This is a genomic window from Streptomyces sp. NPDC029216 (assembly GCF_040648015.1).
Taxonomy (GTDB): Bacteria; Actinomycetota; Actinomycetes; order Streptomycetales; family Streptomycetaceae; genus Streptomyces.
The window spans coordinates 31,790-57,574 of sequence record NZ_JBEZWL010000037.1 but is presented as its reverse complement, the minus strand read 5'-3'; the positions used below and the strand labels follow the sequence as shown (position 1 = coordinate 57,574).

The following is a 25,785-nucleotide window of genomic DNA, read 5'->3' as shown; positions in this document are numbered from 1 at the left end:
GGGACGGCCGCGGCCGGCCGCCCGGGCGGGGATGGCCGAGCCACGGCGGGGGCCGGGTGGGGGGTGGGCGGCGGGAGGGGCGGGTGCGGCGGAGCGGTGGTGGGGGGTGTCGGCGGCGGGGGTTCCGGCTGGTCGCTCATCGAGCAGTCTCCGTTCAGCGGCGGCCGGTTCGACCGGGCGGGCGTACGGGTCAGTCGGCCAGCCCGGCCAGTACCGAGCCGAGCAGGTCGAGTGCGCCCCGGACGTGCGGCAGGGCCAGCGGGTCGCGGGCTCCGAGCGCGGCGAGCCGGTCCTGCGGGGTGGCGCCCAGCAGCGGGCCGGTGGACAGCCTGACGCGCAGCGCGCCCAGTTCGTCCGCGAACCGCTGCCCGCCGGGCGTCGGCGTGCCCAGCCGCCCGCCGAGCCAGTCCTCCAGTTCCATCGCGTCGCCCACCCCCTGCCGGGCCAGGCCCGCGCGCAGCGGGGTGAGGTCCGCGTACAGGTGGCGCCCCGCCTGCGGGGGCCGGGCCAGCGCCCCGGCCGCCAGCAGCTCCCGGTGAGCGGCCGCCGCCACCGCGCCGTGCAGGGCGGCCGCCGTGTAGGCCCGCCCGGCGACGGCGTCCGGCTCGTCCAGCGCGTGCGCGGCGGCCACCGCGACCGGGCCCGCCATCAGGGCGCCGGTGGCGGTGAGGATGTCGAGGGTGCGGGCGCGCAGCCAGGTGCCGCGCGGGGTGGCGGGGAAGCGGGCGACGGCGGCGGGCCAGCCGCCCGGCAGCAGCGCGCCGGACAGGTCCACCAGCACGGCGGCCGTGTCGGGCAGCATCTCGGCGGGGCTCAGCACCAGCGTGTCGTGCGGCCGGTGGACGGTGTCGCGCCAGCTCTCGTCGCTGACCACGAACAGCCCGGCGCCCTCGGCCGCCTCGCAGGCCTCGCGCAGCAACTCCGGCGGCGGCACGGTGCCCGTCGGGTCGTCGGCAACCGACAGCAGCAGCACGCGCGGGTCGCCGCCCTCGGCGCGGACCCGCCGTACGGTCTCCAGCAGGGCGTACGGGTCCGGGACGCCGCCGCACTCGGCCGGGGTGGGCACGTGGTAGGCCCGCCGTCCCAGCAGCCGGACCTGCGGGGTCCACCAGGCGGGACAGGGCCGGGGCAGCATCACGTCGCCCCCGTACGCGCCGAGCAGGGCCAGCAGCAGGGCCGGCGCGCCGGGCCCGGCGGCGACGTTCTCCGGCTCGGTGGCCAGGCCGCGGCGCGCCCAGTGCCGGCAGGCGGCCTCGCGCACGGGCTCCCCGCCGCCCGGGGGCTCGGGGGCGGCCCGGTCTGCCGCCCCGGCGAGGACGTCCCTCAGCTCGGGCAGGACCGGCAGCCCCGGCTCGGGGGAGGGCGGCCCGTACCTGACCGGCCCGCGCCCCTCCGGCGCCAGGCGCCACACCCCGGCCCCGGCCAGCCCTTCCGTCGTCCCCTCGGCCATCCCCGCCACGTGCCCGCCTTCCCGCTGCCCGGTACCCGGTGCCGTGTCACCGGGGAACCGCCGCCACCGCCGCCACCGCTGCCATCGCTGCCACCGATCGACCTGCCCTTTATACGATTATTTCCGCCACAATGCCCGCTATCCACGCCTCCCCAGCAGGGCCAGGAGCCTGGTCTGCGCGTCCGCACCCGCCGGCACCTCCAGCGGCTCGTCGTACATCCCGCCCGCGGCGAGCCCGTCGGCGTACGGCATGACCTCCTTGAGGGAGAACTCGACCAGCCCGGCCGGCAGCCGGTCGTCCGCGCCGATGGCCCGCGAGAGGTCCCAGGCGTGCACGACGCAGTCGGCGGTCAGCTCCGAGCAGTACGCCGCCCCGCGCGTGGGCCCGTACGAGACCTGCACCGTCCGCTCCAGCGCCCCGGGCGCGGCGAAGGCGGCCCGGGCGGCGGCCGCGGCCCGCTCGAAGGCCGCCGCCGGGTCCCGGCCGAGCAGGTCCCCGGCGAGCTCGTCCCCGACTTCGGCGACCGTGCGCCCCTCGGTGACCAGCGGCGGGATCCAGAGCTGCTCGACGGTGACGTGGTTGACCAGGTCCCGGACGGTCCACTCGGTGCACGGGGTCGGAGCGCCCCACTGGCCGTCCGCGACGGCCCGTACGCGCTCGCCGAAGAGCCGCAGCGCGGCGGCGTGCTGTTCCAGCAGCGTCTCCGGCATGGTCCTCACCGTCCTCGGTGATGAGCTGCCGATCATGTCGCTCCCCCTGGGGCCCACTGTCCTCGCCCCTGCACTGCCCTGCCACCGACCGGGTCAACCCCCTTGGGGCGCCGGGATGGTGTCCACATGTCAAAACACGTATCTCGAATGACGGTCGCATCGCCTACGGTGATCACACGGTGATCACAGACCGTCGACCAAGGGGAGGAGTCCGTCATGAGCAACACCCACGCCGGGCAGGAGAAGGCCGGACAGGACGCGGCGGTGCGGGACGCGGCCGCGCACGAGACGGCCGTCTACACGCACGGACACCACGAGTCGGTCCTGCGCTCGCACCGCTGGCGCACCGCCGCCAACTCGGCCGCCTACCTGATCGGGGAACTGCGGCCCGGCATGCGGGTGCTGGACGTGGGCTGCGGCCCCGGCACCATCACCGCGGACCTGGCGGAACTGGTGGCCCCGGACGGGCGGGTCACGGCGGTCGACGCGGCACCGGACGTACTGGCGGCCGCGGCCGCGTACGCGGCGGAGCGGGGGGTGGAGGGGGCCGTGGACTTCGCTGTGGCGGACGTCCACGCGCTGGACTTCCCGGACGACACGTTCGACGTGGTCCACGCCCACCAGGTGCTCCAGCACGTCGGCGACCCCGTACAGGCCCTGCGGGAGATGCGGCGGGTGTGCCGGCCGGGCGGGATCGTGGCGGTCCGCGACGCCGACTACGCGGCGATGACCTGGTACCCGGCCACGCCGGGGCTGGATGAGTGGCAGGACCTGTACCACCGGGTGGCCCGCGCGAACGGCGGCGAACCGGACGCGGGGCGGCGGCTGCTGTCGTGGGCCCGGGCGGCGGGCTTCACGGAGGTGACGGCGTCGGCGACGGCGTGGTGCTATGCGACGCCGGAGGAGGTGGCGTGGTGGTCCGCGCTGTGGGCGGACCGGACGACGGCGTCCTCGTACGCCGGGGCCGCGGAGGGGGGCGGTCATGCGACGGGGGTCGAGCTGGAGGGGATCGCCCGGGCGTGGCGGGCGTGGGGGGCGTCGCCGGACGCGTGGTTCTCGGTCCTGAACGGCGAACTCCTGTGCCGAGCCTGACCCCCGCGCCCCCGCTGCGCGGAGCCCGCCCCGCCCCACCCTCAGCCTCGCCGGCGCCTTAGGGCTGCGTTCTCAGGCCGGGGGGACCAGGCGGTTGTCGTGGGCGAAGACCACGGCCTGGATCCGGTCGCGGAGTTCGAGCTTGTGCAGGACCCGCCCCAGATGGGACTTCACCGTCGCCTCCGCGAGGTGCAGCGCGGCCGCGATCTCGGCGTTGGACAGACCGCGGCCGACCTCGACGAGCACCTCGCGCTCACGGGCGCTCAGCCGGTCCAGCCGCTCGTCGCGGACGACGGCGCCGCCGTCGGGCAGGTGCGGACGGAAGTCCTCCAGCAGGCGCCGGGTGATCCGCGGGGAGAGCACCGCGTCGCCCGCCGCGACGTTGCGGATCGCGGTGAGCAGCTCCTCCGGCCTGGTGTTCTTCAGCAGGAAGCCCGAGGCTCCGGCGGCGAGACCGGCGAAGGCGTACGCGTCCAGGTCGAAGGTGGTCAGGATCAGCACTCTGCTCTGCGGCGAGACCTCGACGACCTGTCGGGTCGCCTCGATCCCGTCCATCTCTGGGGGCACCTCCCGGCCGCCAGGCTGGGGGCGCATCCGGACGTCCATGAGGACGACATCGGGCCGCAGCTCCCGGGCGAGGCGGACGGCCTGGGTGCCGTCCGCGGCCTCGCCGACCGGTGTCATGTCGGGCTGGGACTCCAGGACCATGCCGAAGGCCATCCGGAGCAGCGCCTCGTCGTCGGCGATCAGGATGCGGATCGTCATGCGGAGGCCGCCCCGCCGCCGCCCAGGAGGAGTCGGGTACGGACGCCCCAGCCGCCGCCCGGAAGCGGTCCGGCCCGCAGCGTCCCCCCGTAGGCGGCCGCGCGCTCGCGCATGCCGGGGATGCCGTGGCCGGGCGGTGCGGCGGCGGGCCGCGCCGGGCGGGGGCCGCTGTCGGTGACGTCCACGCCGACGGCCTGGGCCGAGCACTCGACCAGGACCGTCGCGCGGGTGCCGGCGGGTGTGTGCTTGAGGGAGTTGGTCAAGGCTTCCTGCACCAGACGGTAGACGGTGAGTTGTGCGGTGGCGGGGACGTGGGTGTGGCCGCCGCGGACCTCCAGGCGGGTCGGCAGCCCGGCGGCGCCCATCTGGTCGGCGAGGGCCTCCAGCTGGGCGATGCCGGGCGGCGGGTGGCGCTCCGCGTCCCGCTCGCCGGTCCGCAGGACGCCCAGCGAGCGCCGCATGTCGGTCAGCGCCTGCCGGCCCGTCTCGGAGATCTGCAGCATCGCGGCGGCGGCCCGGTCCGGGGACCTGTGCTGGGCGTAGACGGCGGCGTCGGTGAGCGCGACCATGACGGACAGGTTGTGGGTGACGATGTCGTGCATCTCGCGGGTGATCCGGGCCCGCTCCTCGACGACGGCCAGCCGTGCCTGCTGCTCCTGGTGCAGCGCCAGCCGTTCGGCCCGTTCCTGGACGGCGGCGAGGTAGGCCCGGCTGGTCCGCACGTTCACCCCGAGGACGGCGGCGGCGACGACCGTCGCGGAGAGCGCGACGAAGGGGGTCAGGAACGCGCCGTCCGGTACCCAGCGCAGGCAGGCCAGCACGGCCCCGCCCTCCACGACGGCACCGGCGAGGAGCGTGCCGCGCCGGCCTGTGTGCGCGGCCGCCGTGTAGAGGGCCACCAGCAGGGCGATGTCCCCGAGGAGTTGGACGTCCATCAGCCACTGGACGAAGGCCGCGGCCGCCACGGCGCCGAACACCGCGAGCGGGGCCCGGCGCCGCCACAGCAGGGGGAGCGCCAGGGTGGCGGTGAGCGCCGCGGCCACCGGCAGCTCCCGCGCCGGGTAGGCGGTCACGACGTTGAGGAGGAGAAGGATCGGCAGCGCCGCGTCCCACACCAGGGGCGGTACCCGGTCCCGGTGGCGCACCGTCACACCTCCCCGTCGATCGGTCGTCGTGGCGGCCCGACCGGGACCGTCAGCGCGTACAGCCGGAGCCTAGGCCGCGGGTCCGCGCCGCACATGAGCCCGGCGTCGGAGCGCACCAGGCAGGAGTACGACCGCAGGAGGAGACCCGCCACCTCCCACGGTCGCAGGCCTGCCGCCGGTCCGGGGTGCCCGGTTGCCACTCCGGTCGCACCGCGGCCCGCCCCGGTTGCCATCCCGGTCGCAGTCGGCGGCGACCCGGGACCGACGCGGCGGCGCGGACCCGGCGTCGAGCATGGCCGGGTGACCGAAACCATCACGGGGCTGTCGATGTCCCTTCCGGAAGTCCTCGTCCTGCTGGGTGCCCTCGCGCTGGTGGCGGCGCGCTGGCTCCCCCCGGCCGCCCGACGGCCCCTCACGATCGGGGCGGGGGCGGTGCTCGTGGCGTCCGCGACCGTGCTGGGCGTGGTGGGGATCCGCTGGCAGCTGCTGCCGGTCCTGGCCGGCGCCGCCCTGGCGTCGGCGTTCGCCCTCCCGCCCCTGCTGCGACGCCGTACCGGCCGACCGGCGAGGCGGGCCCGCTGGTGGCTGGCCCTGCCGGGGTCTTTGGCCTGCGCCGGCCTGATCGCCATGGGCCCGGTGGCGGCCTGGGCCTTCCCCGTGCCCGAGTTCCCCGAGCCGTCGGGCGGCTTCGCGGTCGGCACCCGGGTGGTGCAGTGGACCGACCCGCTCCGCACCGAGAGCTTCACCGCCGATCCGGACGACCGGCGCACGGTCGTGGCCCAGCTCTGGTACCCCGCGCAGAAGAGCCCCGCCGGCACCCGGCGGGCCCAGTACCTGGGACGCACGGAGCAGGAGGCTCGCACCGTCGCCGAGGCCCTCGCCGGCGGGGTCGGCCTGCCCGGCTTCCTGGTCGACGGCGTCCCGCGGGCCCGCAGCCGTGCGGTCGTCGACGCCCCGGTGGCCGGTGGGGGAGAACGGTTCCCGGTCGTCGTGTTCTCCCCGGGGTCGGGCGGGGTGCGGACCCAGAACACCGCCTGGGCGGAGGAGCTGGCCAGCCACGGCTACCTGGTCGCCGCCCTCGACCACCCGTGCGACTCCGCCGTCGTCGTCCTCGCCGACGGCCGCACGATCCGCTCCACGACCGCCTCCAGCGGGAACCGGGACCGGGACGAGGAGCCGGCGGCGGGCTGGACCGCCGTCCGGGCCGCCGACCTCGGCTTCGTCCTCACCCAGCTGGAACGGCTGGACCGGGGCGAGACCGCCGACCCGCTGACCGGACGCCTGGACACCGGCCGCGCCGCGGTGGCCGGCCACTCCCTGGGCGGTGCCGCCGCCCTGCAGACGGCCCGGCAGGACCGCCGCTTCGGCGCCGTCGTCGACCTGGACGGCTACCCCCACGGCCCCACCGCGCCCGCCCTCGAACAGCCGGCGCTCGCGCTCACCCAGGAGATCACCGCCGGCACCGACCCGCGCTACCTGCCCCGCCTCACCGACGCCCTTGAGCACAGCACCGCGACGAGCCACCGGCTCGCCGTCCCCGGCGCCGGGCACCTCACCTTCATGGACGGCCCGCTCTACCTGCCGCCGGTGCCCTCGATCGTCGGAACCCTGGGCCGCACCGGGAGCCCGCGCGTCGTCGCCGGAGCCACCCTCGCCTTCCTGGACGCCGTCCTGCGAGGCCGCCCCGGCGACCCGGCCGAAACCCTCCGGGCTTACGGGAAGGTCTACACGGTCTCACCATCAGGGGCTCGGGGAACCGCGAGGCTGACCCCGTGATGGGCCGAAAGCGCGTAAGAAGGTGTGAGGTGATCGGATGATCACTCGTTCTTGAGGTCGTCGTCGAGGCGGCGGGCCGGCTGCGGATCCCGGCCGCCCGCTCCCCCGGCCGGGGCGGGGCGGAGAGGGGGCTACGGGGACGGGCGCATGCGGAAGTCGTACGTCGGCGGTAGCGGGCCCGTCGAGAGCGCCGACCAGACCTCCGACAGGCTCTCCTCCCCCTCCCGGAGGTCCGCCGGCTCGAAGCCGTCCTCGAACACCCGCCGGGCCGCGCCCACGTGCCCCTCCGCCGCGAGCAGCCTCGCGGCGAGCAGCCGGAACCGCCCCTGCTCCCGCAACGCGGGCCGCAGCCGGTCCCAGACCTCCCGCGCCCCGTCCGGCCGGCCCGCCGCCAGCAAGGCCGTCATGGCCTCCCGGCCGAGCGCGGACTCCGCCGCCGTCCACTCCTCGCCGCCCCGGCTCTCCGCCGCCAGATCCGCGAAGGCCTCCGCATAGCGGTCCGCCGCCCGCTTCGGATCCCCGGCCAGCGCGTCCGCCACCGCCAGGCACCGCAGCAGCGGCCAGCGCGACGGCGCCAGCGCCAGCCCGCGCTCCCAGCTGCGTACGGCCTGGGCGGTGTCCCCGGCGTGCCACTGGGCCACGCCCAGGTGGTACTCGGTCAGCGGGTCCGCCGGGGCGGTCTCCAGCATGTCCCGCCAGTGCGCGGCGACGAGGCTGGGCCCGGGCGGCGCGACCCGCCGCGGCGCCGGGTGGACGCCGGTCCGCCACAGCGCCAGCCAGGGCTCCTGGGCCTCCTCCAGGGTGGCTTCCGGGAACGGGGTGCCGGGCAGCGCGAGGCCCCCGCACAGCACCTCCAGCGCGCCCCAGCCGGACCCCCGCGCCAGCCACTCCCCCGGCCCGCCGTCCGGCTCGGCATCGGCGGAGACGGCCCGCCACGCCTCGTGGGCCGCGTCCAGCGTGCCCGCCGGGAGCACCGCGTCCAGCGCCGCCCCGGCCGCCGCGCGCGCCGCCGGCCAGTCGGCTCCGTGCACCGCAGCCGGCTCCGCGGACAGCGGCCCGTACGCCTCCAGCCAGCTGAACTCCGCCCCGGCGTCGAGCCGTACGTGCTCCAGCTGGGTCCGGGCCAGCCCGGCCTGGATCTCGGCGTAGCCCCCGGTGCCCGGCTCCGTCAGCCACTCCTGCCAGCGCCGCCCGCCCGCGCCCGCACCCCACACGAACAGCTTGCGCCCGCGCAGCAGCCCCGTGGAGGCCTGCACGAGGCCGTGGCCGGCGGCGTCGAGGGCGGCGATCCAGGGCCGGTCGGCGGCCGCGCGCTCGACCTCGTAGAAGAAGTCGGCGGGATAGGTGCTGCCCAGCGGGTACGTCCGGTCCGCGTCCTCCCACCTCGGCACGGGGACGCGCCGCAGCGCCCGCTCGTACCCGAAGTGCCAGGCCTCCTCGGCGGGGGCGAGCACCCGCGTGCCGGCGTCCTCCGGGACGGCGGTGTTGGACCACCAGTAGACGGCGGCGGGCCGTTCGTGCGGATTGCGCACGCGCACCGCGACGTACAGGAAGTCCGAGTCCTCCGGCAGCCACAGGTCCACCTGGAACGGCAGGTCGCGCAGCCGCTCCCACTCCCACAGCCGGACCATCACCCCGCCGTCGGGCGCCGGCACGAGCGCCGCGTGCAACGGGGCGCAGGACAGGGCGGTGTGCCCGGTCGCACCGATGTTCCACTCGATGCCGCCGGAGAACCAGGCCCCGTTGAGGGCGAAGTTGGCGGGCTGGAACACCGGGTTGCGGTAGAGGAGTTCACGTCCCGTGGGCAGGTGGACGAGGGAGTGGACGCGCCCGCCGAGCCCGGGCAGCACGGTGGCGCGCAGCCGGCCGTTCTCGATGACGACGGCCTCGAACTCCCGCTCCGCGCGCCGCCGTCCGTACCCGTCGCGGATCCGGACGGGCAGCAGGGAGCGCAGCGGCTCGTACCCGATCTGGCGGGCCATGTCGCGCGGCAGCCCCTCGCGCGCACGCTCGTCCAGGTCGTGCACCCCGTCGGGGGCGCGGAGTGCGGGCAGGGGGTTGTCGGGGCCCAGGGGGGCTGCGGGGAGGGTCAGTGGGACACGTCGGACGGTGGTGGCCATGGGGGAAATGGAACACGCCGCCACGGCCGGTGCACAGGGGTTCCGCGCATCACCACCGGTCAGGATTACGCAAAGGCCCCCGCGACCAGGCCGGCGAGGAGGGCGCCCGCACGTGCGTCCGGATCCAGGTCCGGGTCGTAGATGGTGACGTTGAGCCCGACGCAGCGGGGCGAGGCCGCCAAAGTGCCGAGGAGTTCCGCGAGTTCGTCCGGGAGGAGGCCGCCGGGGTCGGGGCTGTCGACGGCCGGCATCACGGACGGGTCGAGGACGTCGGCGTCGAGGTGGATCCAGAACCCGGCCGTCTGCGGCGGGTGCAGCCCCTCCAGGGCGGCCCGGGCCACGGTGGCGGCGCCGCGGTCGCGGATGTCCCCGACGGTGGCGGCGGAGATGCCGGCGGCGCGGAGCTCCGGGAGTTCGGGGTCGCCGTCGCGCAGGCCGAAGAGGCGTACGTCCTCGTCGCGGAGGTAGGGGCCGAGGCCTTCGAGGTCGGTCAGGCCGCGTTGGCCGCGCCCGGTGGACAGCGCGAGCTCCTCGCCGCCGGCGGCGCCGACGGGGCCGGTGACGTCCTGGTTGCCGGGGTGGCGGAAGTCGGCGGAGCCGTCGAGGGCGGCGAGGCCGTAGCGGCCGAGGCGGCGCATCGCGAGGGCGGCGCCGAGCTGGATGGAGCAGTCGCCGCCGAGGACGACGGGGAACTCACCGGCCCGCAGGTGCCCCTCGATGCGGTCGGCCAGGGTCACGGTGTAGGCGGCGATGGCGTCGGCGTGGAAGACGCCGTCGCCCTCCTTCCAGCCGCCGCGGTCGTAGCGCGGCGGGACGACGACGCCGGCGTCGCGGGCGCCGAGCCGGTGCAGGAGGCCGTGGTCGCGGAGGGCGCCGGCGAGCTTGTAGACGCCGGGGACGGTGCCGGGGGACGGGGGGCGCAGGCCGAGGTTGGAGGGGGCGTCGAGCAGGACGAGGCTTCGCATGGGTCCATGCTGTCCGATACGGGGTCCGGGGGCCGGGGTTTTTCGCCCGCTGCGCGGGGCTGGATTTCGGCGCGGCTGGTCCGTCGCCCGCCGCATCGCCCGCGGCTGGATTTCGCGCAGCGAAATTCCAGCCCGCGCGGCGATTGGGCGCACGGGCGCGCAGCGCACGTACGGGGTCCGGGGCTCGCCCACCTCGCCCCGCGCAGCGGCACCGGCGCAGCGGCACCGGCGCAGCGGCGACGGCGTCAGGCGGTCGGGGCCGTGATGGCCCAGCGTTCGTGGTCGCGCCAGGCGCCCGCGACGTGGAGGAAGGCCGGCGAGAAGCCCTCCAGGCGGAAGCCCCGCCCGCGGACCAGGGCGATCGACGCCGTGTTGCCCGGCTGGATGTTCGCCTCCAGGCGGTGCAGGCCGAGGCCCGGTCCGAGGGCGTGGGCCAGGAGGAGGTCCATCCCCTCCCCCAGCAGCCCGCGCCTCGCCGCGTGCGCGAAGGCCCCGTAGCCCAGCGCCCCGCACTGGAAGGCGCCCCGGACGATGTTGTTGACGTTGATGAACCCGGCGATGGCCCCCGTGGCCACCTCGCAGACCAGGAAGCCGGCCCGCGATACGCCCTCCGCGAGGCGGGCCGCGTACGGCTCGTAGTCCTCGACCGTGGCCGGCGGGAACAGCCAGGGCTCGTGCAGTGCGCGGCTCTCGCGCACCCGCGCGGTGAACTCCGCTCCGTCGGCGGCCCTGAAGGGCCGCAGGCCGACCCGCGGGCCCTCCGTCAGGTACCTGGACGCGGACGTGGACGTCGAATGTGGCATCGCCCCAGGCTAAGGGCTGTCCCGTGACTGATCTTCGGCACGAGAGTGGTCGGCCGAGATCGGATCCTGGGTCCCACCCTGTGGATCCACCCGCCCGGGGAGATGAGCGGGGCCCCCTGTTATCGTGCGCCGATGTCAATGATCAAGCAGTTCCAAGTGACCTTCGACTGCGCGGAGCCTGCGCGCCTCGCCGCCTTCTGGTGCGAGGTGCTGGGGTACGTCGTACCGACAGTCCCGGAGGGCTTTGCCACGTGGGAGGAGTACCACCACTCGCTGCCGCCTGAGGACGAGATCTACTTCGCGTGCACCGATCCCTCGGGTGTGGGCCCGCGCGTGCTCTTCCAGCGAGTTCCCGAAGGCAAGGTCGTCAAGAACCGCCTGCATCTCGATGTGCGGGTCGGCACCGGCCTCGTGGGTGACGAGCGCCTGGCCACACTTGAGGCCGAATGCGCACGGCTGATGGCGCTCGGCGCGAAACACGTGCTGACGCAGCGCGCCGATGGCGTCAACGAGTCGTGCATCACGATGCAGGACATCGAGGGCAACGAGTTCTGCCTCGACTGATTCTCCTCCGAGACCGCGAGGGGCACCGGTGGTTCTTTGACTGTTCAGCGATGCCGTGGTCCCGGGTAGGCACCAGGGTGCCGTCGACCACCAGCCCCGTGGCAGCATCCCGGTGTGATCACCGAACCGGACATCCCCGCGCTGCTCCGCGCCGCCGCCCGCAACAACGCCGAGTGGTGCGCCGCCGTTTCCCGCAGCGGCCACTTCCGCCGTGCCCTCTGGTGCAGCCCCCGGCGGACCCCGCCGCTGTACCCCGACGCCGTCACCCTCGTCCCCGGGGTCTCGGCCGCCGAGGTGCTCGCCGGGGTCGACACCGTCGGCCCCGGCTGCTCGGTGAAGGACAGCTTCGCCTCGCTCGACCTGGCCCCGGCCGGTTTCGAGGTGCTGTTCGAGGCGCAGTGGATCCACCGTCCGGCCGGGGCCGCCGTGCCGGACGGCGGCCGGCTGGAGTGGGACGAGGCCGAGGCTCCCGGGGAACTGGCGCGCTGGGAGGCCGCCTGGGGCGGCGGGGAGAGCACCGGTCTGTTCCACGCCGGGCTGCTGAGGGAGGGCGTCGTCATCCTGGTGGGCCGGGACGACCGGGGCCGGATCGCGGCCGGGGCCGTCGTGAGCACCGGCGGCGGCGTGGTGGGGGTGTCGAACGTGTTCGCCCGGGACGAGACGGACATCGGCTCCGCCTGGGCGGCCGCCCTCGGCGCGGCGGCCCGCCACTGGCCGGGGCTGCCGGTCGTGGGCTACGAGCACGGGGAGGACCTCGACACGGCCGTCCGCGCCGGGTTCAGCCCGATCGGCCCCCTCCGCGTCTGGCTGCGCACGGCCCAGGCGCGGCCTGGACACGGCCTGGACACCGCCTAGCCGGCCGTCTCGTCCGTGCGCAGTTCCAGGCGCGGTACGTCCGGTCGGGTGAGGCCGAAGACCTGGGCGTACAGGGACAGTTCGGCTTCCAGTGCCCGTACCATCGTGTCCGCCCGCCGGAAGCCGTGCCCCTCGCCCTCGAAGGTGAGGTACGCGTGCGGGACCACCGGTGTGCGGGTGCGCAGCGCTGCCAGGAAGCGTTCGGCCTGGGCGGGCGGGCAGACGGGGTCGTCCAGGCCCTGGAGCAGGACGAACGGGGCGGTGATCCGGTCGGCGTGGGCGACGGGCGAGCGTTCGCGGCAGCGGAGTTCCAGGGCCGGGGGCGGGCCGGCCAGGCCGTCGGCGTAGTGCGACTCCAGGTCGTGGGTCTCGGCGGCGAAGCCCCTCAGGTCCAGGACCGGGTAGATGATCGCCGCGCAGGCGTACAGGCCGGTGGCGGCCAGGGAGGCGGCCGCCGTCCAGCCGCCCGCGCTGGCGCCCCGGATGGCGAGCCGGGCGGGGTCGGCGGTGCCCTCGTCGGCCAGGGCGCGGGCGACGGCGGCGCAGTCCTCGACGTCGACCACGCCCCACTGTTCGCGCAGCCGTTCGCGGTAGGCGCGGCCGTAGCCGGTGGAGCCGCCGTAGTTCACCTCGACGACGCCGATGCCGCGCGAGGTGAAGTAGGCGATGTGCAGGTCGAGTACGGGCGGTACGTGGTCGGTGGGCCCGCCGTGCGCCCACACCACGTACGGCGGCAGTTCCTCGGCGGGCGCCCGCCGGGCGGGGTGGTGGGGCGGGTAGACGTGGGCGTGGATCTCACGGCCGCCTGGGCCGGGGAAGGTGCGGCTCTGCGGCTCGGGGTAGTACGCCGGGTCCACCGGGTCGGCGGCGCGGGCGCCGACCACCCGGGCGTGCCCGGTGGCGGTGTCCAGTTCGACGACCTCGTACCCGCTGCGCGGGCTGGCGGCGACCCCGTAGACGCGGCTGCCGCTGACGGCGAGGGAGGGCTGCCAGGCCGTCCAGGGTCCGGCGGCGTCGACCAGGTCGCCGCTGTCGGGGTCCAGGACGCCCAGGACGGAGGAGCCCTGGCCGTGCAGCACGGCCAGCAGGCCGTCCGGCAGCGGGGCCAGCCAGGTCAGGCCCGGCTTCCACAGCGGCCCGCCGAACTCCTCCTCGCGGGGGCACAGGTTGACGGCCGTGCCGCCGCCCGGGTCCACCCGGTACGGGTTCCACCAGCCGCTGCGGTCGCTCACCGCGAGCAGGGTCCCGTCGGCCGCCCACGCCACCTGGGCCACGGCCTCGTCGGGCCCGCCGAGGACCGTACGGGGCGTGCCGAGCGTCCCGTCGGGGCGGACGTCGGCCAGCTGGAGTTCCGTGCCGTCCCAGGGCATCCGGGGGTGGTCCCACACCAGCCAGGCGGCGCTGCGCCCGTCGGGGGAGGGCTTCGGCCCGGTCCGGAAGCGGTGCCGGTCGTCGGTGAGCTCCCGGACGGCGGCCCGGTCGGCGGCGGCGGTGCCGTCCAGCGGTACGGCGGCGGCGACGCGGCGTACGTCGCCCGGGGCGGGGCCGGTGAACTCCTCCAGCACGCACCAGACTTCGCCGCCGCGCAGCACGGGGTCGGCCCAGCGCAGTCCGCCGCCGACGGCCGAGAGCGGGGTGAGCGGGCGGGGCGGGGGTGCGCCGGGGGCGTCGGGTTCGTACGCGTACAGCCGCTGGTCGGCGTGGTGGACGAAGACCACCAGCGGCCCCCCGTCGGCCCGTTCGGCGCCCGCCCAGGGCAGGCCCCCGTACTCGGTGAGGCGGCTGCGCACGTTCCAGGGGGCGGGCAGCACCGGCCGGGCGGGGCCGCCGCCGGCGGGGCGGCGCACGAGGGTGCGGCGGCCGCCCTCCTCGGGGCGGGGCTCGGTCCACCACACCTCGGGGCCGATGGTGCCGAGGTACTCGGGCCGTCCGTCGTGGGCGGCGGCGTGCGCGGCGGCGAGCGGTGAGGGCCAGCTGCCGTAGGGGCCGCAGGCGGCGGCCGCCGCCATCACCGGGCCCCCATCACAGGTTCCGCAGCGCGCGGTCCAGGACGCGGACGCCGAAGTGCAGGGCGTCGACGGGGACCCGTTCGTCCACGCCGTGGAAGAGGGCCCAGTAGTCGAAGCCCGGCGGCAGTTTGAGCGGGGAGTAGCCGTAGCCGGTGATGCCGAGGCGGGAGAACTGCTTGGCGTCGGTGCCGCCGGCCATGCAGAAGGGCACGGCGTGTCCGGCGGGGTCGAAGTACTCGACGGCCTCGCGCAGGACCGCGTACGTCCGCCCGTCGACGGGGGCTTCGAGTGGGACCTCGCGGTGCTCGAACTCCCAGTCCACGTGGGGGCCGGTGAGTTCGTCGAGGACGGCGGCGAACTCGGCCTCGCCGCCGGGCAGGGTCCGTCCGTCGATGCGGGCGGTGGCCCGTCCGGGGACGACGTTGAGTTTGTAACCGGCGCTGAGCATCGTCGGGTTGGCGCTGTTGCGCAGGGTGGCCTCCACCAGGGCGGCGGCCGGGCCGAGTTTGCCGAGGACCGCGTCGAGGTCGAAGCCGGGTGCGTGCGGGTCGACGGACAGGCCCTGGAGGGCGGCGAGTTCGGTGATGCAGGCGGCGACGGTGCCGGTGAGGCGGACCGGCCATTCGTGCTCGCCGATGCGGGCGACGGCGGCGGCGAGCCGGCTGACGGCGTTGGCCCGGTTGGGCTTGGAGCCGTGGCCGGTGCGGCCGTGCGCGGTCAGTTTCAGCCAGGCGGTGCCGCGTTCGCCGGCGGCGATGGGGTACAGGGGCCGGCCGCCGGGTCCGGTGTGCAGGGTGAAGGCCCCGGATTCGCTCAGGCCCTCCGTACAGCCCTCGAAGAGGTGGGGGTGGTGGTCGGCGAGGAAGCCTGAGCCGTCGACCGCGCTGTCCTCCTCGTCCGCGGTGAAGGCGATCACGATGTCCCGGCGCGGGCGGGCGCCGGTGCGCGCCCAGGCCCGTACGACGGCCAGGACCATGGCGTCCATGTTCTTCATGTCGACCGCTCCGCGGCCCCAGACCACCCCGTCGCGGACCTCGCCGGAAAAGGGGTCGACGCTCCAGTCGGCGGCCTCGGCGGGTACCACGTCGAGGTGGCCGTGGACGAGGAGGGCGGGTGCGGAGGGGTCGGTGCCCTCGACGCGGGCCACCACGTTGGTGCGGCCCGGGGTGCGCTCCAGCAGGGCGGGGTCCAGCCCGGCCCCGGCGAGGCGCTCGGCGGCGTACTCGGCGGCGGGCCGCTCCCGGCAGTCGCCGGCGCCGCGGTTGCTGGTGTCGATGCGGATGAGCCCGGAGGTGAACGCGACGACCTCGTCGAAGGCCGCCGCGTCGAGGGCCGTCCCGTCGGGGCCCTGTGCGTCGGCCGTGCCCGCGGGGGCGGCGTCCACCCGTTCCACGTCAGCCATACTGCTCCTCCAGAGCCGCCGAGACGACCGTGGTGACCGCTTTGAAGGTCCGGATCCCCTCGTACATGGTCCCGCTGGTGTAGGCGATCCTGCGCTCGCCGACGCGTTCGACGCCGGGGACGACGGTGGCGGCCATCGACAGGTGTTCGGCGTCGAACTCCACCTCCATCGTGTGCGGCCCGCCGCGCACCGGCTCGTGCCGGACGGCGAGCTTGACGGCCTCGGTGGCGGCGGCCCGGATGTCGGCGGCGGTACGGGCCGGGGTGCGGCAGACGGCCGCGTAGCGCGAGACGTGGTCCTTGACGGCGACGGTTCGGGCGTCCGGGGCGTAGCCGGCCGCGTCGGCGCAGGTCAGGTCGTCGCCGGTGACCAGGATGACGGGGACCCCGTACTCGGCGACGACGTGGGCGTTGAGCACGCCCTCGCTGGCGCGCAGGCCGTCGAGCCAGACTCCGGTGAGGGAGTTGGCGAGGTAGGTGTGGGCGAGGACGCCTTCGGTGCCGGCGCCGGTGTGGTAGCCGACGAAGGCGACCCCGTCGACGTCCCCGTGCTGGACGCCCTCGACCATGGAGAGGGACTTGTGGCGGCCGGTGATCATCTCGGCGCGCGCGTCGAGGTCCTCCAGCAGCAGGTTGCGCATGGTCCAGTGGGCCTCGTTGATGAGGACCCGGTCGGCGCCTCCGTCGTAGAAGCCGAGCACGGCGGCGTTGACGTCGGAGGTGAACATGGACCGGCAGCGCTCCCACTGCGGGGTTCCCGGCAGCACGTCGGCGGGCCAGGTGACGCCGGTGGCGCCTTCCATGTCGGCGGAGATGAGGATCTTCATCGGGCCCCCGGTGGTCGGGTCGACAGGGGCCCCACCCTAGCCGCCCGGCCGCGTCCGGTCCCGGGGGCCACGCCCGGGCCGCTCGGGGCCGGGGGCCGGGGCTTGACGCGCGGGCGCCCGGGGCGCCGGGGATGTCCGGCGCCGGACCGGGAATTCCACCCGAACCGGTGAGCCGCCTCCGGGAGTTGCCCCGACGGCGGCCAACGGCGTCCGTCAGGCTTCGACTTCCCGGGCCAGGTTGTCGAGGACGGTGTCGTAGATGCGGCCGAGGCCCTTGGGGGCGAAGGTGCGCTCGAAGAAGCCGCCGATGCCGCCCGCGCCGTTCCAGACGGTGCTGACGACGGCCTTGGACTTGCCCTCACCGGCCGGGGTGACGGTCCAGGTGGTGACCATGGAGGAGTTGCGGTCCTTCTCCACGAGCTGGCCGTCCGTGGGCTCGGTGACCTCCAGCAGGCAGTCGCGGACGCGCTTGCTGGTGGCCTGGAGCTTCCAGTGGACGAGGGTGCCCTCGCCGTCGCCGCCCTCGCGCACCTCGTACTCGCTGAAGTGCTCGGGGAGCAGCTTGCCCCGGGTACCGGTGTAGTCCGCCAGCGCGTCGAAGACGGTCTCCGCGTCGGCCCCGATGATGCGCTCCGTGGTGGCCTCGACCTGCGCCATACCTGTTCCTCCAGCAGTCGTGTCCGTTCTTCGCGGCAAGCCAACCACCTCCGGGGCGGCCGCCCAAATCCGGGGGCGGCCGGCGGCGGGGCCCGCCGGCGGGGGGCGGGAGGAGCCCCCCGCACGATCACGGGAACGTTTGCTCTATTCCCGGGCCCGTCACCGCGGCGGCAGCCATGCGCCGGGGGAATCCGACCGGGGCCCCGACCGGCGGCCCGGCCGCCCTGTTCGAGGCCGGCTCCGTCGTCACGCGGATCTTCGGCACCCCCGAGTTCCGCGGGACCACCTTCCACGAAGTGCGCGCCCGCTCGGTCCTCAACCGGGTCCCCGGGGCCTCACGGATGCCTCGAATGGACCGTCAACCCGTACCGGGCCCGGCCCCCCTCCCCGGCCGCCCGGCTGGGCGCCGTACGGGCCGTCCGGGACGCCGGGATCGGGTGCGGGGTGCTGATGGCCCCGGTGATCCCCTTCCCCGGGGACTCCCCGGAGCAGCTGCGGGAGACCGTCCGTGCGATCGCCCGGTCCGGCGCGGACCCGGTGACACCGCTGGTACTCCATCTGCGGCCCGGGGCGCGCGAGTGGTTCATGGCGTGGCTGGGGCGCCATCACCCGCACCTGGTCGAACGGTACGAACGGATGTACGCGGGCGGTGCCCACGCGCCCACCTGGTACCAGCGCCGGACCACCCGCCAAGTCCACGAACTGGCGGCCGAATTCGGCATCGGCCCGGCCCGGCGGTCCTCGGCGCGGGGCGACGCCGGCCCGCCGCAGGGACCCCCGGCCGGGCCGACCCAGCTGACGCTCCTGTGACCCGGGCCGGCCGCCGCCGTGACCCGGACGCCGCCCGAGGGGTCATCACATCGGGCCAATAGGCAGCCCAATCCTGCTTTCCGGGCGCGGTTTCCGGGACGATTCCGCCCAGACCCCTCGGCTGGGAGGCCCCATGCTCCACCCCGTACCGCACCCCGCGAAGCAGCGCGGCCCCGTGAAGAGGCGCGCCGCCCTGCTGCTGGCGATCTCCACGGTCGCCGCGGCCCTCGCGAGCCCCGTCACCGCCGCCCCGGCGCCGGCCCCGGCGCCCGCTCCCGCCGCCGCCGGGCTGCGCTGGACCGGCTGTGCGACCCCCCGCTACCCGACCCTGCAGTGCGCCTCCCTCCGGGTCCCCCTCGACCACGAGCGGCCCGCGGGGCGGCAGATCTCCCTGGCCCTGACCCGGGTCCCGCACACCGCCTCCGCGTTCCAGGGGCCGCTGCTGGTCAACCCCGGCGGTCCGGGCGGCAGCGGCCGCGCCCTGGCCGGGTTCGTCGCCTCCGCCCTGCCCAAGGACGTGGCGGCGCAGTACGACGTGATCGGCTTCGACCCGCGCGGCGTCGGCAAGAGCGAGCCCGCGCTGGACTGCGGGGCCGGCCACTTCAAGCCCGTGCGGCCGGACTCGGTGCCGCTGGACGCGGCGACCGAGCGGGCCAACCTGGAGCGGGTGCGCTCCTTCGCCGAGTCCTGCCGGACGAAGCACGCGGACGTGCTCCCGTACGTCGGCACCGTCTCGGCCGCCCGCGACCTGGAGGTGCTGCGCACGGCCCTGGGCGCGCAGAAGGTCAGCTACTTCGGCTACTCCTACGGCACCTACCTGGGCGCGGTGTACGCCAAGCTCCACCCGGACCGGGTGCACCGGCTGGTGCTGGACTCCGTGGTCGACCCGGGCGGGGTGTGGTACGAGGACAACCTGGCCCAGGACCAGGCCTTCGACGCCCGCCACAAGGCGTTCCTGGCCTGGGTGGCCCGGTACGACTCCACCTACCACCTGGGCACCGACCCGGCCGGTGTGGAGCGGCGCTGGTACGCGATGCGGGAGGCGCTGCGCGGGACCCCGGCCGGCGGGAAGGTGGGCCCGGCCGAGCTGGAGGACACGTACATGCCGGGCGGCTACTACAACGGCTACTGGCCGCACCTGGCCGAGGCCTTCGCGGCGTACGCGGTGAAGCAGGACCCGAAGCCGCTGGTGGCGGCGTACGAGCGGTTCGGCGCGGTGGAGCCGTCGGCGGGGAACTCCTACAGCGTGTACACGGCGGTGCAGTGCCGGGACTCGGCCTGGCCGAAGGACTGGAACCGGTGGCGGGCCGACATGTGGCGCACGCACGCCAAGGCTCCGTTCATGACCTGGAACAACGCCTGGTACAACGCGCCGTGCGCCTTCTGGCCGACGGAGCCGCTGGAGGCCCCGGACGTGACGAACACCGCCCTGCCCGGGGCGCTGCTGTTCCAGGCGACGGAGGACGCGGCGACCCCGTACGAGGGCGCGGTGAGCATGCGGCACCGGCTGGCGGGCTCGGCCCTGGTGGTGGAGGAGGGCGGCGGCAACCACGGCATCGCACTGAGCGGCAACAAGTGCCTGGACGAGAAGCTCGCGGCGTACCTGAGGACGGGTCAGGCCTCCGACGCCGTCTGCCCGGCCCAGCCGGCGCCGAAGCCGACGGCGGCGACCCGCGCGGTCCCGGCCTCGGCGGGCGGCGCGGCCCTGCACGGGCTGCTGGGCTTCCGGAGCTGACCTCCGGCGGGCAAGATCGTCACATGACCGACTCCCCCGTACCCGTACCTCCCGCCGCGCACGACGGCGGCCACCTCACCCGGATCACCGCGCCGGAGGGCGTCAGCCCCGGTACCGGCTACAGCCACGTCGTCTGGGGCACCGGGCGGTTCGTGGCCGTCTCGGGGCAGTGCGCCCTCGACGAGAAGGGGGAGGTGGTGGGCGAGGGCGATCCCGCCGCCCAGGCCCGCCGGGTGTTCGAGAACCTGCGGCGGTGCCTGGCGGCGGCGGGGGCGGGCTTCGAGGACGTGGTGAAGCTGACGTACTTCGTCACGGACGTGGCCCACCTCCCGGCGGTCCGGGCGGCCCGCGACGAGGTGATCGCCCCGCACCTGCTGCCGGCCTCCTCGGCGGTCCAGGTCGCGGCCCTGTTCCGCCCGGAACTCCTCCTGGAGATAGAGGCCTTCGCGATCGTCCCGACGGCCGGCTGACGCCGACGCGGCGTACGCGCCCCGGTCCGGGCCGGGGCTCAGGCGTCCGGGTGGCGGGACTGCAGGCGGTTGAGGGCGTCCGTGGCCGCCAGGGCCAGGCGGGGGTGGGCCTGGGCGCGGACCAGGACGTCGCGGGCCCGGGCGTCGGCCAGCGCGCCCAGGCCCTCGACGCAGGCCAGCGCCACCCGCCAGTACGGGTCGTGCGGGGCCAGCAGCCGCGAGAGGGTCGAGATCAGGGCCGGGGCCGACTCGGGCGCCCGCAGCGCGGCCAGCAGCCGCACCGGGTGCAGGGCGTAGGCGGTGCGCAGGGTGTTGGTCGCGAGGGCGGCGGCCGCCCGGGCGGTGCGCGGGTCGCCGAGGACGCCGAGGGCCTGCGCGGCGGCCTCGCAGCGCGCGGGGTCCCGGTGGTTGAGCAGCAGGACCAGGGGCTCGAAGGCCCGCCGGTCCCGCGCCATCCCCAGCCGGTACGCGGCCAGCTCCCGGGCCCACAGGGGCTGCCCGGCCGAGGTCAGCGAGTCGGCCAGCCCGTCGGGGCCGGCCGTCAGCAGCGCCTCGTACCCGGGCGACCCGCCCGCCTCCGCCCGCAGGCGCTCCAGCACGTCGTTCACGCGGCCACCCTAGGGCTCCGCGGGCCGCGCCACGCCCGGTTCGGCGGAGTTCCACCCTCCCCCTGACCCCGCCCCCGGCACCCGGGCTGATCGATCATCGATGATCGGTACATTTGGGCGGTACAGGTCACATCTCCGCGCTCTGGCGCGCCAGTTACTGGCGGGTTACTGTCACTTCCACACGCACGGGACCGGCCTGGTGACGCAGCCGCCCCGTGCCAGTCGGTTCACCGCTCCACCCGTACGCACGGCAGGACCCCGGGACAGGGTCGTGCCGCCCAGGCCCGCCGCGCCCGTCTCCGGGCGCGACCACCGCGGGCCCGCCCCGCACGGCACGCCCGTTCGGCTCCCACGCACCGCGCCGACGCACCGCCTTCGCGCACGTGCGTCCCCGCACCGCGTTCCCGCACCCTCCCGCACCACTCCGCCGTACGGCACCCCGCGCGCACCGTGCGCCGCGCGCGTTCCCTCAGTCGTCACCCTCATTCCACTGGAGTCCCGCGATGGACCTTCCGTCCACGTCCAGTCCCTCCTCCCTCCGCACGATCGCCGTCGTCGGCCTCGGCACCATGGGCACCGGCATCGCCGAGGTCCTCGCCCGGGCCGGCCGCGAGGTCGTCGGCATCGACATCAGCGAGGCCGCGGCCCGCCGGGCCTCCGGGGCCCTCGCGGCCGCCACGGCCCGCTCCGTGGCCAGGCAGAAGCTCACCGAGCAGGAGCGCGCGGAGGTCCTCGCCCGCTTCCGCACCTCCGCCGAGCTGTCCGCCGCCGCCGACGCCGACCTCGTCATCGAGGTGGTCCCGGAGGACTACGAGCTCAAGCACCGGGTGTTCGACGAGCTCGACGCGGTCGTGCGGCCCGACACCGTCCTGGCCACCGGCACCAACGCGCTGTCCGTGACCCGGCTCGCCGCCGAGTCCCTGCACCCCGAGCGGGTCCTGGGCATGCACTTCTTCAACCCGGCCCCGGCGATGCGGCTCGTCGAGATCGTCTCCAGCGTGCTGACCGCGCCGACCGCGGTCGAGGCGGTCACCTCCCTGGCCCGCGAGCTCGGCAAGGAGCCCGTCGCGGTCGGCGACCGGCCCGGCTTCGTCGCCGACGGGCTGCTCTTCGGCTACCTCAACCAGGCCGCGGCGATGTACGAGGCCAAGTACGCCTCCCGCGAGGACATCGACGCGGCGATGAAGCTCGGCTGCGGCCTGCCGATGGGCCCGCTCGCCCTGCTCGACCTGGTCGGCGTGGACACCGCCCGTACGGTGCTGGAGGCCATGTACGCCTCCTCCGGCGACCGGCTGCACGCCCCGGCCCCGATCCTGGGCCAGCTCGTGGAGGCGGGCCTGACCGGTCAGAAGGCCGGCCGCGGCTTCTACACGTACGAGGCCCCGGGCAGCCCCGTGGTGGTCCGCGACCTCCAGACCCCGCTGGACGGGTCCCTGCTGGGCGCAGGCCGTCCGGTCTCCTCGGTCGGCGTGGCCGGCTCCGGGACCATGGCGAGCGGTATCGCGCAGGTCTTCGCGCAGGCCGGCTACGCCGTGGTGCTGGCCGCCCGCAGCCAGGAGAAGGCGGAGGCCGCGAAGGCCGCGATCGGGAAGTCCCTGGGCCGTGCGGTGTCCAAGGGCCGCCTGAGCGAGGAGGCCGCCGCGCAGACCCTCGACCTGATCACCCCGGCGGGCTCGCTGGAGGCCTTCGCCGAGGTGGACCTGGCCGTCGAGGCCGTCGCCGAGGACCTGGCCGTCAAGCAGCAGCTCTTCGCGGGCCTGGACAAGGTCTGCAAGCCGGGCGCGGTGCTGGCCACCACCACCTCCTCGCTGCCGGTGATCGCCGTGGCGCGTGCGACCGAGCGTCCGCAGGACGTGATCGGCATGCACTTCTTCAACCCGGCGCCGGCCATGAAGCTCGTCGAGGTGGTCCGGACCGTCCTGACGGCCGACGACGTGCACGCCACGGTCCGCGAGGTCTGCGGGAAGATCCGCAAGCACGCGGTGGACTGCGGGGACCGGGCGGGGTTCATCGTGAACGCGCTGCTGTTCCCGTACCTGAACAACGCGGTCAAGATGGTCGAGCAGCACTACGCCAGCCTCGACGACATCGACGCCGCGATGAAGCTGGGCGGCGGCTACCCGATGGGGCCCTTCGAGCTCCTCGACGTGGTCGGCCTGGACGTGTCCCTGGCCATCGAGAAGGTGCTCCACCAGGAGTTCCGCGACCCGGGCCTGGCCCCGTCCCCGCTGCTGGAGCACCTGGTCGCGGCGGGCTGCCTGGGCCGGAAGACCGGCCGCGGATTCCGTGAGTACGCCCGCCGGTAACCCCCGGCCGGGCCCTGAGCAGGATGCGTGGGGAGGGCTGCTCGGGTCCGCCGGACCCTCACGGCGGACATACCCTCCCGAGCCCAGTGCGGGCCCTCCCCCGCATCCACCCCCCTCTCACCCCCCTCCGGCGCGCGCGCCTGCGCGAATGAAGTACTTTCGCTCTATGTCCCAGCCCGCCAAGACCTCACCCCGCGCCGCTTCCGCCTCCGACGCCCCGGAGGGCTCTGCCGGCACCCGGGCGGCCGCCCAGCGCCTGAAGATGCGCCGCGAGCTCGCCACGGCGGCCATGGAGCTGTTCGCGACGAAGGGGTACGAGGCCACGACGGTCGACGAGATCGCCGCGGCCGCCGGGGTGGCGCGCCGGACCTTCTTCCGGCACTTCCGGTCCAAGGAAGAGGCGATCTTCCCGGACCACGACGACACCCTGATCCGCGCCGAGGCGGTCCTGGACGTGGCCCCGGCGCACGAGCACCCGCTCGACACGGTGTGCCGGGGGATCAAGGAAGTCATGAAGATGTACGCCGCCTCGCCGGCGGTGTCGGTGGAGCGCTACCGGCTGACCCGCGAGGTTCCGGCGCTGCGGGAGCGGGAGATCGCCTCGGTGGCCCGCTACGAGCGCCTGTTCACCCGCTATCTGCTGGCCCATTTCGACGAGACCGAGCCCCACGACGGCAACGACGACCCGCTGCTGGCGGAGGTGGCCGCCTCGGCGGTCGTGACCGCGCACAACCACGTGCTGCGGCGCTGGCTGCGGGCCGGCGGGCAGGGGGACGTGGAGGCGCAGCTGGACCACGCCTTCGCGATCGTCCGCAAGACCTTCGGCTCCGGCATCGGCGCGGGCCGCTCCCTGGGCAGCGCCGCCGCGGCCCCTCAGGCGGCGGTGCGCGCCGAGGGCGAGGTGCTCGTCGCGGTGGCCCGCACCGACGCTCCGCTCGACGAGGTCATGCGGACCATCGAGGAAGCACTCAAGAACAAGTAAGTCGCGCTCGTCACAGCGGCCGCTCCCGATCCGGGGGCGGCCGTTTGCGTTTGTCCGGGTTGCCCCTACTCGCGGGTAACTCTGATCGATCATCGCTCATCTGTGCAGGTCAATCGGCAAGTGAGAGAAATTTTTGGCACGCAGTGCCTTGCCGAGTGACACGGGGTGCCATACGTTGAATCCCGTCCGGACGTCCCCGCGGTCCACGCCCACTCGGCACGGAACGCGCCCCGGATGCCTGCGTCACCAGGCCCCCCGCCCGCCCCACCACAGGCGCGGCCGCACCACAGCTCCGCCGGACCGACGGCACCCCGCAGCACCCCACACCACACGTACCGCGTACCCCTCAGCGCACCCTCACACAGCGCTCAGCCGGAGGCCACACCGTGAAGGACATCCTGGACGCGATTCAGTCGCAGTCCGCCACCGCCGCAGACTTCGCGGCGCTGCCGCTGCCCGACTCGTACCGCGCGATCACCGTGCACAAGGACGAGACCGAGATGTTCGACGGGCTCGCCAGCCGCGACAAGGACCCCCGCAAGTCCCTGCACCTGGACCAGGTCCCGGTGCCGGAGCTGGGCCCGGGCGAGGCCCTCGTCGCCGTCATGGCCTCCTCGGTCAACTACAACTCCGTGTGGACCTCGATCTTCGAGCCGCTGTCCACCTTCGGCTTCCTGGAGCGCTACGGCCGCCTCTCGGAGCTCACCAAGCGCCACGACCTCCCGTACCACATCATCGGCTCCGACCTCGCGGGCGTCGTCCTGCGCACCGGCCCCGGCGTCAACGCCTGGAAGCCCGGCGACGAGGTCGTCGCACACTGCCTGTCGGTCGAACTGGAGTCCTCGGACGGCCACAACGACACGATGCTCGACCCCGAGCAGCGCATCTGGGGCTTCGAGACCAACTTCGGCGGCCTGGCGGAGATCGCCCTCGTCAAGTCCAACCAGCTGATGCCCAAGCCCGGCCACCTCAGCTGGGAGGAGGCCGCCTCCCCCGGCCTGGTCAACTCCACCGCCTACCGCCAGCTGGTCTCCCGCAACGGCGCCGGCATGAAGCAGGGCGACAACGTCCTGATCTGGGGCGCCAGCGGCGGCCTCGGCTCGTACGCCACCCAGTTCGCGCTGGCCGGCGGCGCCAACCCGATCTGCGTCGTCTCCTCCCCGGAGAAGGCGGAGATCTGCCGGTCCATGGGCGCCGAGGCGGTCATCGACCGCAATGCCGAGGGCTACAAGTTCTGGAAGGACGAGCACACCCAGGACCCCAAGGAGTGGAAGCGCTTCGGCAAGCGCATCCGCGAGCTGACCGGCGGCGAGGACATCGACATCGTCTTCGAGCACCCGGGCCGCGAGACCTTCGGCGCCTCGGTGTACGTCACCCGCAAGGGCGGCACCATCACCACCTGCGCCTCGACCTCGGGCTACATGCACGAGTACGACAACCGCTACCTGTGGATGTCCCTCAAGCGGATCATCGGCTCGCACTTCGCCAACTACCGCGAGGCCTGGGAGGCGAACCGCCTGATCGCCAAGGGCAAGATCCACCCCACGCTCTCCAAGACGTACTCCCTGGAGCAGACCGGCCAGGCCGCCTACGACGTCCACCGCAACCTCCACCAGGGCAAGGTCGGCGTCCTCGCGCTCGCCCCCGAGGAGGGGCTGGGCGTCCGCGACCACGAGATGCGCGCCAAGCACCTCGACGCCATCAACCGCTTCCGCAACATCTGAGACGCCCAAG

The 25,785-nt window shown here is 75.1% G+C and carries 21 protein-coding genes and 1 pseudogene; 10 read left to right on the top strand and 12 right to left on the bottom strand.

Translation table 11 applies throughout. The features are described 5' to 3' along the window. Positions 1–190: 190 nt before the first annotated feature. Together AB0F18_RS16295 and AB0F18_RS16290 are read right to left on the bottom strand one after the other, a co-directional pair. On the bottom strand, positions 191–1,450 hold the full coding sequence (locus AB0F18_RS16295) for an aminotransferase class I/II-fold pyridoxal phosphate-dependent enzyme (RefSeq protein ID WP_362060391.1): 1,260 nt from the start codon (positions 1,448–1,450) through the stop codon (positions 191–193). A gap of 138 nt (positions 1,451–1,588) precedes the next feature. Next, positions 1,589–2,161 (bottom strand): TIGR03086 family metal-binding protein, encoded by a 573-nt coding sequence (locus AB0F18_RS16290; RefSeq protein ID WP_362060382.1) that lies wholly within the window; start codon positions 2,159–2,161, stop codon positions 1,589–1,591. A 264-nt stretch (positions 2,162–2,425) separates the two neighbouring features. Here AB0F18_RS16290 and AB0F18_RS16285 point away from each other — a divergent pair, with 264 nt between their 5' ends. Beyond that, positions 2,426–3,253, top strand: coding sequence for a methyltransferase domain-containing protein (locus AB0F18_RS16285; RefSeq protein WP_362060388.1), 828 nt, complete (start codon positions 2,426–2,428; stop codon positions 3,251–3,253). Positions 3,254–3,325: 72 nt separating this feature from the next. Here AB0F18_RS16285 and AB0F18_RS16280 read toward each other — a convergent pair whose 3' ends face one another. Further along, on the bottom strand, positions 3,326–4,018 hold the full coding sequence (locus tag AB0F18_RS16280; protein WP_362060379.1) for a response regulator transcription factor: 693 nt from the start codon (positions 4,016–4,018) through the stop codon (positions 3,326–3,328). Continuing rightward, a complete protein-coding gene (locus AB0F18_RS16275) occupies positions 4,015–5,169 on the bottom strand; it encodes a histidine kinase (RefSeq protein ID WP_362060376.1) in 1,155 nt (384 codons plus the stop codon). The genes AB0F18_RS16280 and AB0F18_RS16275 overlap by 4 nt, the downstream gene beginning before the upstream one ends. Before the next feature lie 321 nt (positions 5,170–5,490). On the opposite strand from AB0F18_RS16275, the gene AB0F18_RS16270 reads away from it, so the two are divergent. Continuing rightward, on the top strand, positions 5,491–6,939 hold the full coding sequence (locus AB0F18_RS16270) for a hypothetical protein (RefSeq protein WP_362060385.1): 1,449 nt from the start codon (positions 5,491–5,493) through the stop codon (positions 6,937–6,939). Positions 6,940–7,070: 131 nt separating this feature from the next. Here the strand turns inward: AB0F18_RS16270 and AB0F18_RS16265 are convergent, their stop codons facing one another. From AB0F18_RS16265 to AB0F18_RS16255, 3 genes are all read right to left on the bottom strand, one after another. Continuing rightward, positions 7,071–9,059, bottom strand: a complete 1,989-nt coding sequence (locus AB0F18_RS16265; protein ID WP_362060373.1) for a DUF5107 domain-containing protein — start codon at positions 9,057–9,059, stop codon at positions 7,071–7,073. A 65-nt stretch (positions 9,060–9,124) separates the two neighbouring features. Beyond that, positions 9,125–10,024, bottom strand: coding sequence for an arginase family protein (locus AB0F18_RS16260; RefSeq protein ID WP_362060370.1), 900 nt, complete (start codon positions 10,022–10,024; stop codon positions 9,125–9,127). Positions 10,025–10,269: 245 nt separating this feature from the next. Next, a complete protein-coding gene (locus tag AB0F18_RS16255) occupies positions 10,270–10,827 on the bottom strand; it encodes a GNAT family protein (protein ID WP_362060367.1) in 558 nt (185 codons plus the stop codon). Positions 10,828–10,959: 132 nt separating this feature from the next. On the opposite strand from AB0F18_RS16255, the gene AB0F18_RS16250 reads away from it, so the two are divergent. Together AB0F18_RS16250 and AB0F18_RS16245 are read left to right on the top strand one after the other, a co-directional pair. After that, the gene (locus AB0F18_RS16250; protein WP_362060364.1) at positions 10,960–11,391 is read left to right on the top strand and encodes a VOC family protein; all 432 of its coding nucleotides are present in this window, start codon (positions 10,960–10,962) and stop codon (positions 11,389–11,391) included. A 114-nt stretch (positions 11,392–11,505) separates the two neighbouring features. After that, complete coding sequence (locus AB0F18_RS16245; RefSeq protein WP_362060361.1) at positions 11,506–12,246, top strand: hypothetical protein; 741 nt, start codon at positions 11,506–11,508, stop codon at positions 12,244–12,246. Here the strand turns inward: AB0F18_RS16245 and AB0F18_RS16240 are convergent. From AB0F18_RS16240 to AB0F18_RS16225, 4 genes are all read right to left on the bottom strand, one after another. Next, the gene (locus AB0F18_RS16240; protein ID WP_362060358.1) at positions 12,243–14,255 is read right to left on the bottom strand and encodes a prolyl oligopeptidase family serine peptidase; all 2,013 of its coding nucleotides are present in this window, start codon (positions 14,253–14,255) and stop codon (positions 12,243–12,245) included. The genes AB0F18_RS16245 and AB0F18_RS16240 overlap by 4 nt on opposite strands. A gap of 13 nt (positions 14,256–14,268) precedes the next feature. Further along, the gene (locus AB0F18_RS16235; RefSeq protein WP_362060355.1) at positions 14,269–15,657 is read right to left on the bottom strand and encodes a M20/M25/M40 family metallo-hydrolase; all 1,389 of its coding nucleotides are present in this window, start codon (positions 15,655–15,657) and stop codon (positions 14,269–14,271) included. Then, positions 15,650–16,483, bottom strand: a complete 834-nt coding sequence (locus tag AB0F18_RS16230) for a M55 family metallopeptidase (RefSeq protein WP_362060352.1) — start codon at positions 16,481–16,483, stop codon at positions 15,650–15,652. The genes AB0F18_RS16235 and AB0F18_RS16230 overlap by 8 nt, the downstream gene beginning before the upstream one ends. 213 nt (positions 16,484–16,696) lie before the next feature. Further along, positions 16,697–17,140 carry an SRPBCC family protein gene (locus AB0F18_RS16225; protein ID WP_042813038.1) on the bottom strand — a complete coding sequence of 148 codons (444 nt, stop codon included), beginning with the start codon at positions 17,138–17,140 and terminating at the stop codon, positions 16,697–16,699. 176 nt (positions 17,141–17,316) lie between these two features. Between AB0F18_RS16225 and AB0F18_RS16220 the strand changes: the two are divergent. The 3 genes and pseudogenes from AB0F18_RS16220 (at position 17,317) to AB0F18_RS16210 (ending at position 20,155) form a co-directional block, all read left to right on the top strand. Further along, positions 17,317–17,950, top strand: a pseudogene (locus tag AB0F18_RS16220) (hypothetical protein). A gap of 133 nt (positions 17,951–18,083) precedes the next feature. Further along, on the top strand, positions 18,084–19,685 hold the full coding sequence (locus AB0F18_RS16215) for an alpha/beta hydrolase (protein ID WP_362060349.1): 1,602 nt from the start codon (positions 18,084–18,086) through the stop codon (positions 19,683–19,685). Positions 19,686–19,708: 23 nt separating this feature from the next. Next, positions 19,709–20,155 (top strand): RidA family protein, encoded by a 447-nt coding sequence (locus AB0F18_RS16210; RefSeq protein WP_362060346.1) that lies wholly within the window; start codon positions 19,709–19,711, stop codon positions 20,153–20,155. A 38-nt stretch (positions 20,156–20,193) separates the two neighbouring features. Here the strand turns inward: AB0F18_RS16210 and AB0F18_RS16205 are convergent, their stop codons facing one another. Beyond that, positions 20,194–20,763 (bottom strand): adenylosuccinate lyase, encoded by a 570-nt coding sequence (locus tag AB0F18_RS16205; protein WP_362060343.1) that lies wholly within the window; start codon positions 20,761–20,763, stop codon positions 20,194–20,196. A gap of 503 nt (positions 20,764–21,266) precedes the next feature. Between AB0F18_RS16205 and AB0F18_RS16200 the strand changes: the two genes are divergently transcribed. The 3 genes from AB0F18_RS16200 (at position 21,267) to ccrA (ending at position 25,775) form a co-directional block, all read left to right on the top strand. Beyond that, positions 21,267–23,069, top strand: a complete 1,803-nt coding sequence (locus tag AB0F18_RS16200) for a 3-hydroxybutyryl-CoA dehydrogenase (protein ID WP_362060340.1) — start codon at positions 21,267–21,269, stop codon at positions 23,067–23,069. Between the two features lie 166 nt (positions 23,070–23,235). Next, entirely contained in the window at positions 23,236–24,051 is an 816-nt protein-coding gene (locus AB0F18_RS16195; RefSeq protein WP_362060337.1) for a TetR family transcriptional regulator, read from the top strand. A gap of 386 nt (positions 24,052–24,437) precedes the next feature. Next, positions 24,438–25,775 (top strand): crotonyl-CoA carboxylase/reductase, encoded by a 1,338-nt coding sequence (ccrA, locus tag AB0F18_RS16190; RefSeq protein ID WP_362060334.1) that lies wholly within the window; start codon positions 24,438–24,440, stop codon positions 25,773–25,775. Positions 25,776–25,785 lie beyond the last annotated feature (10 nt).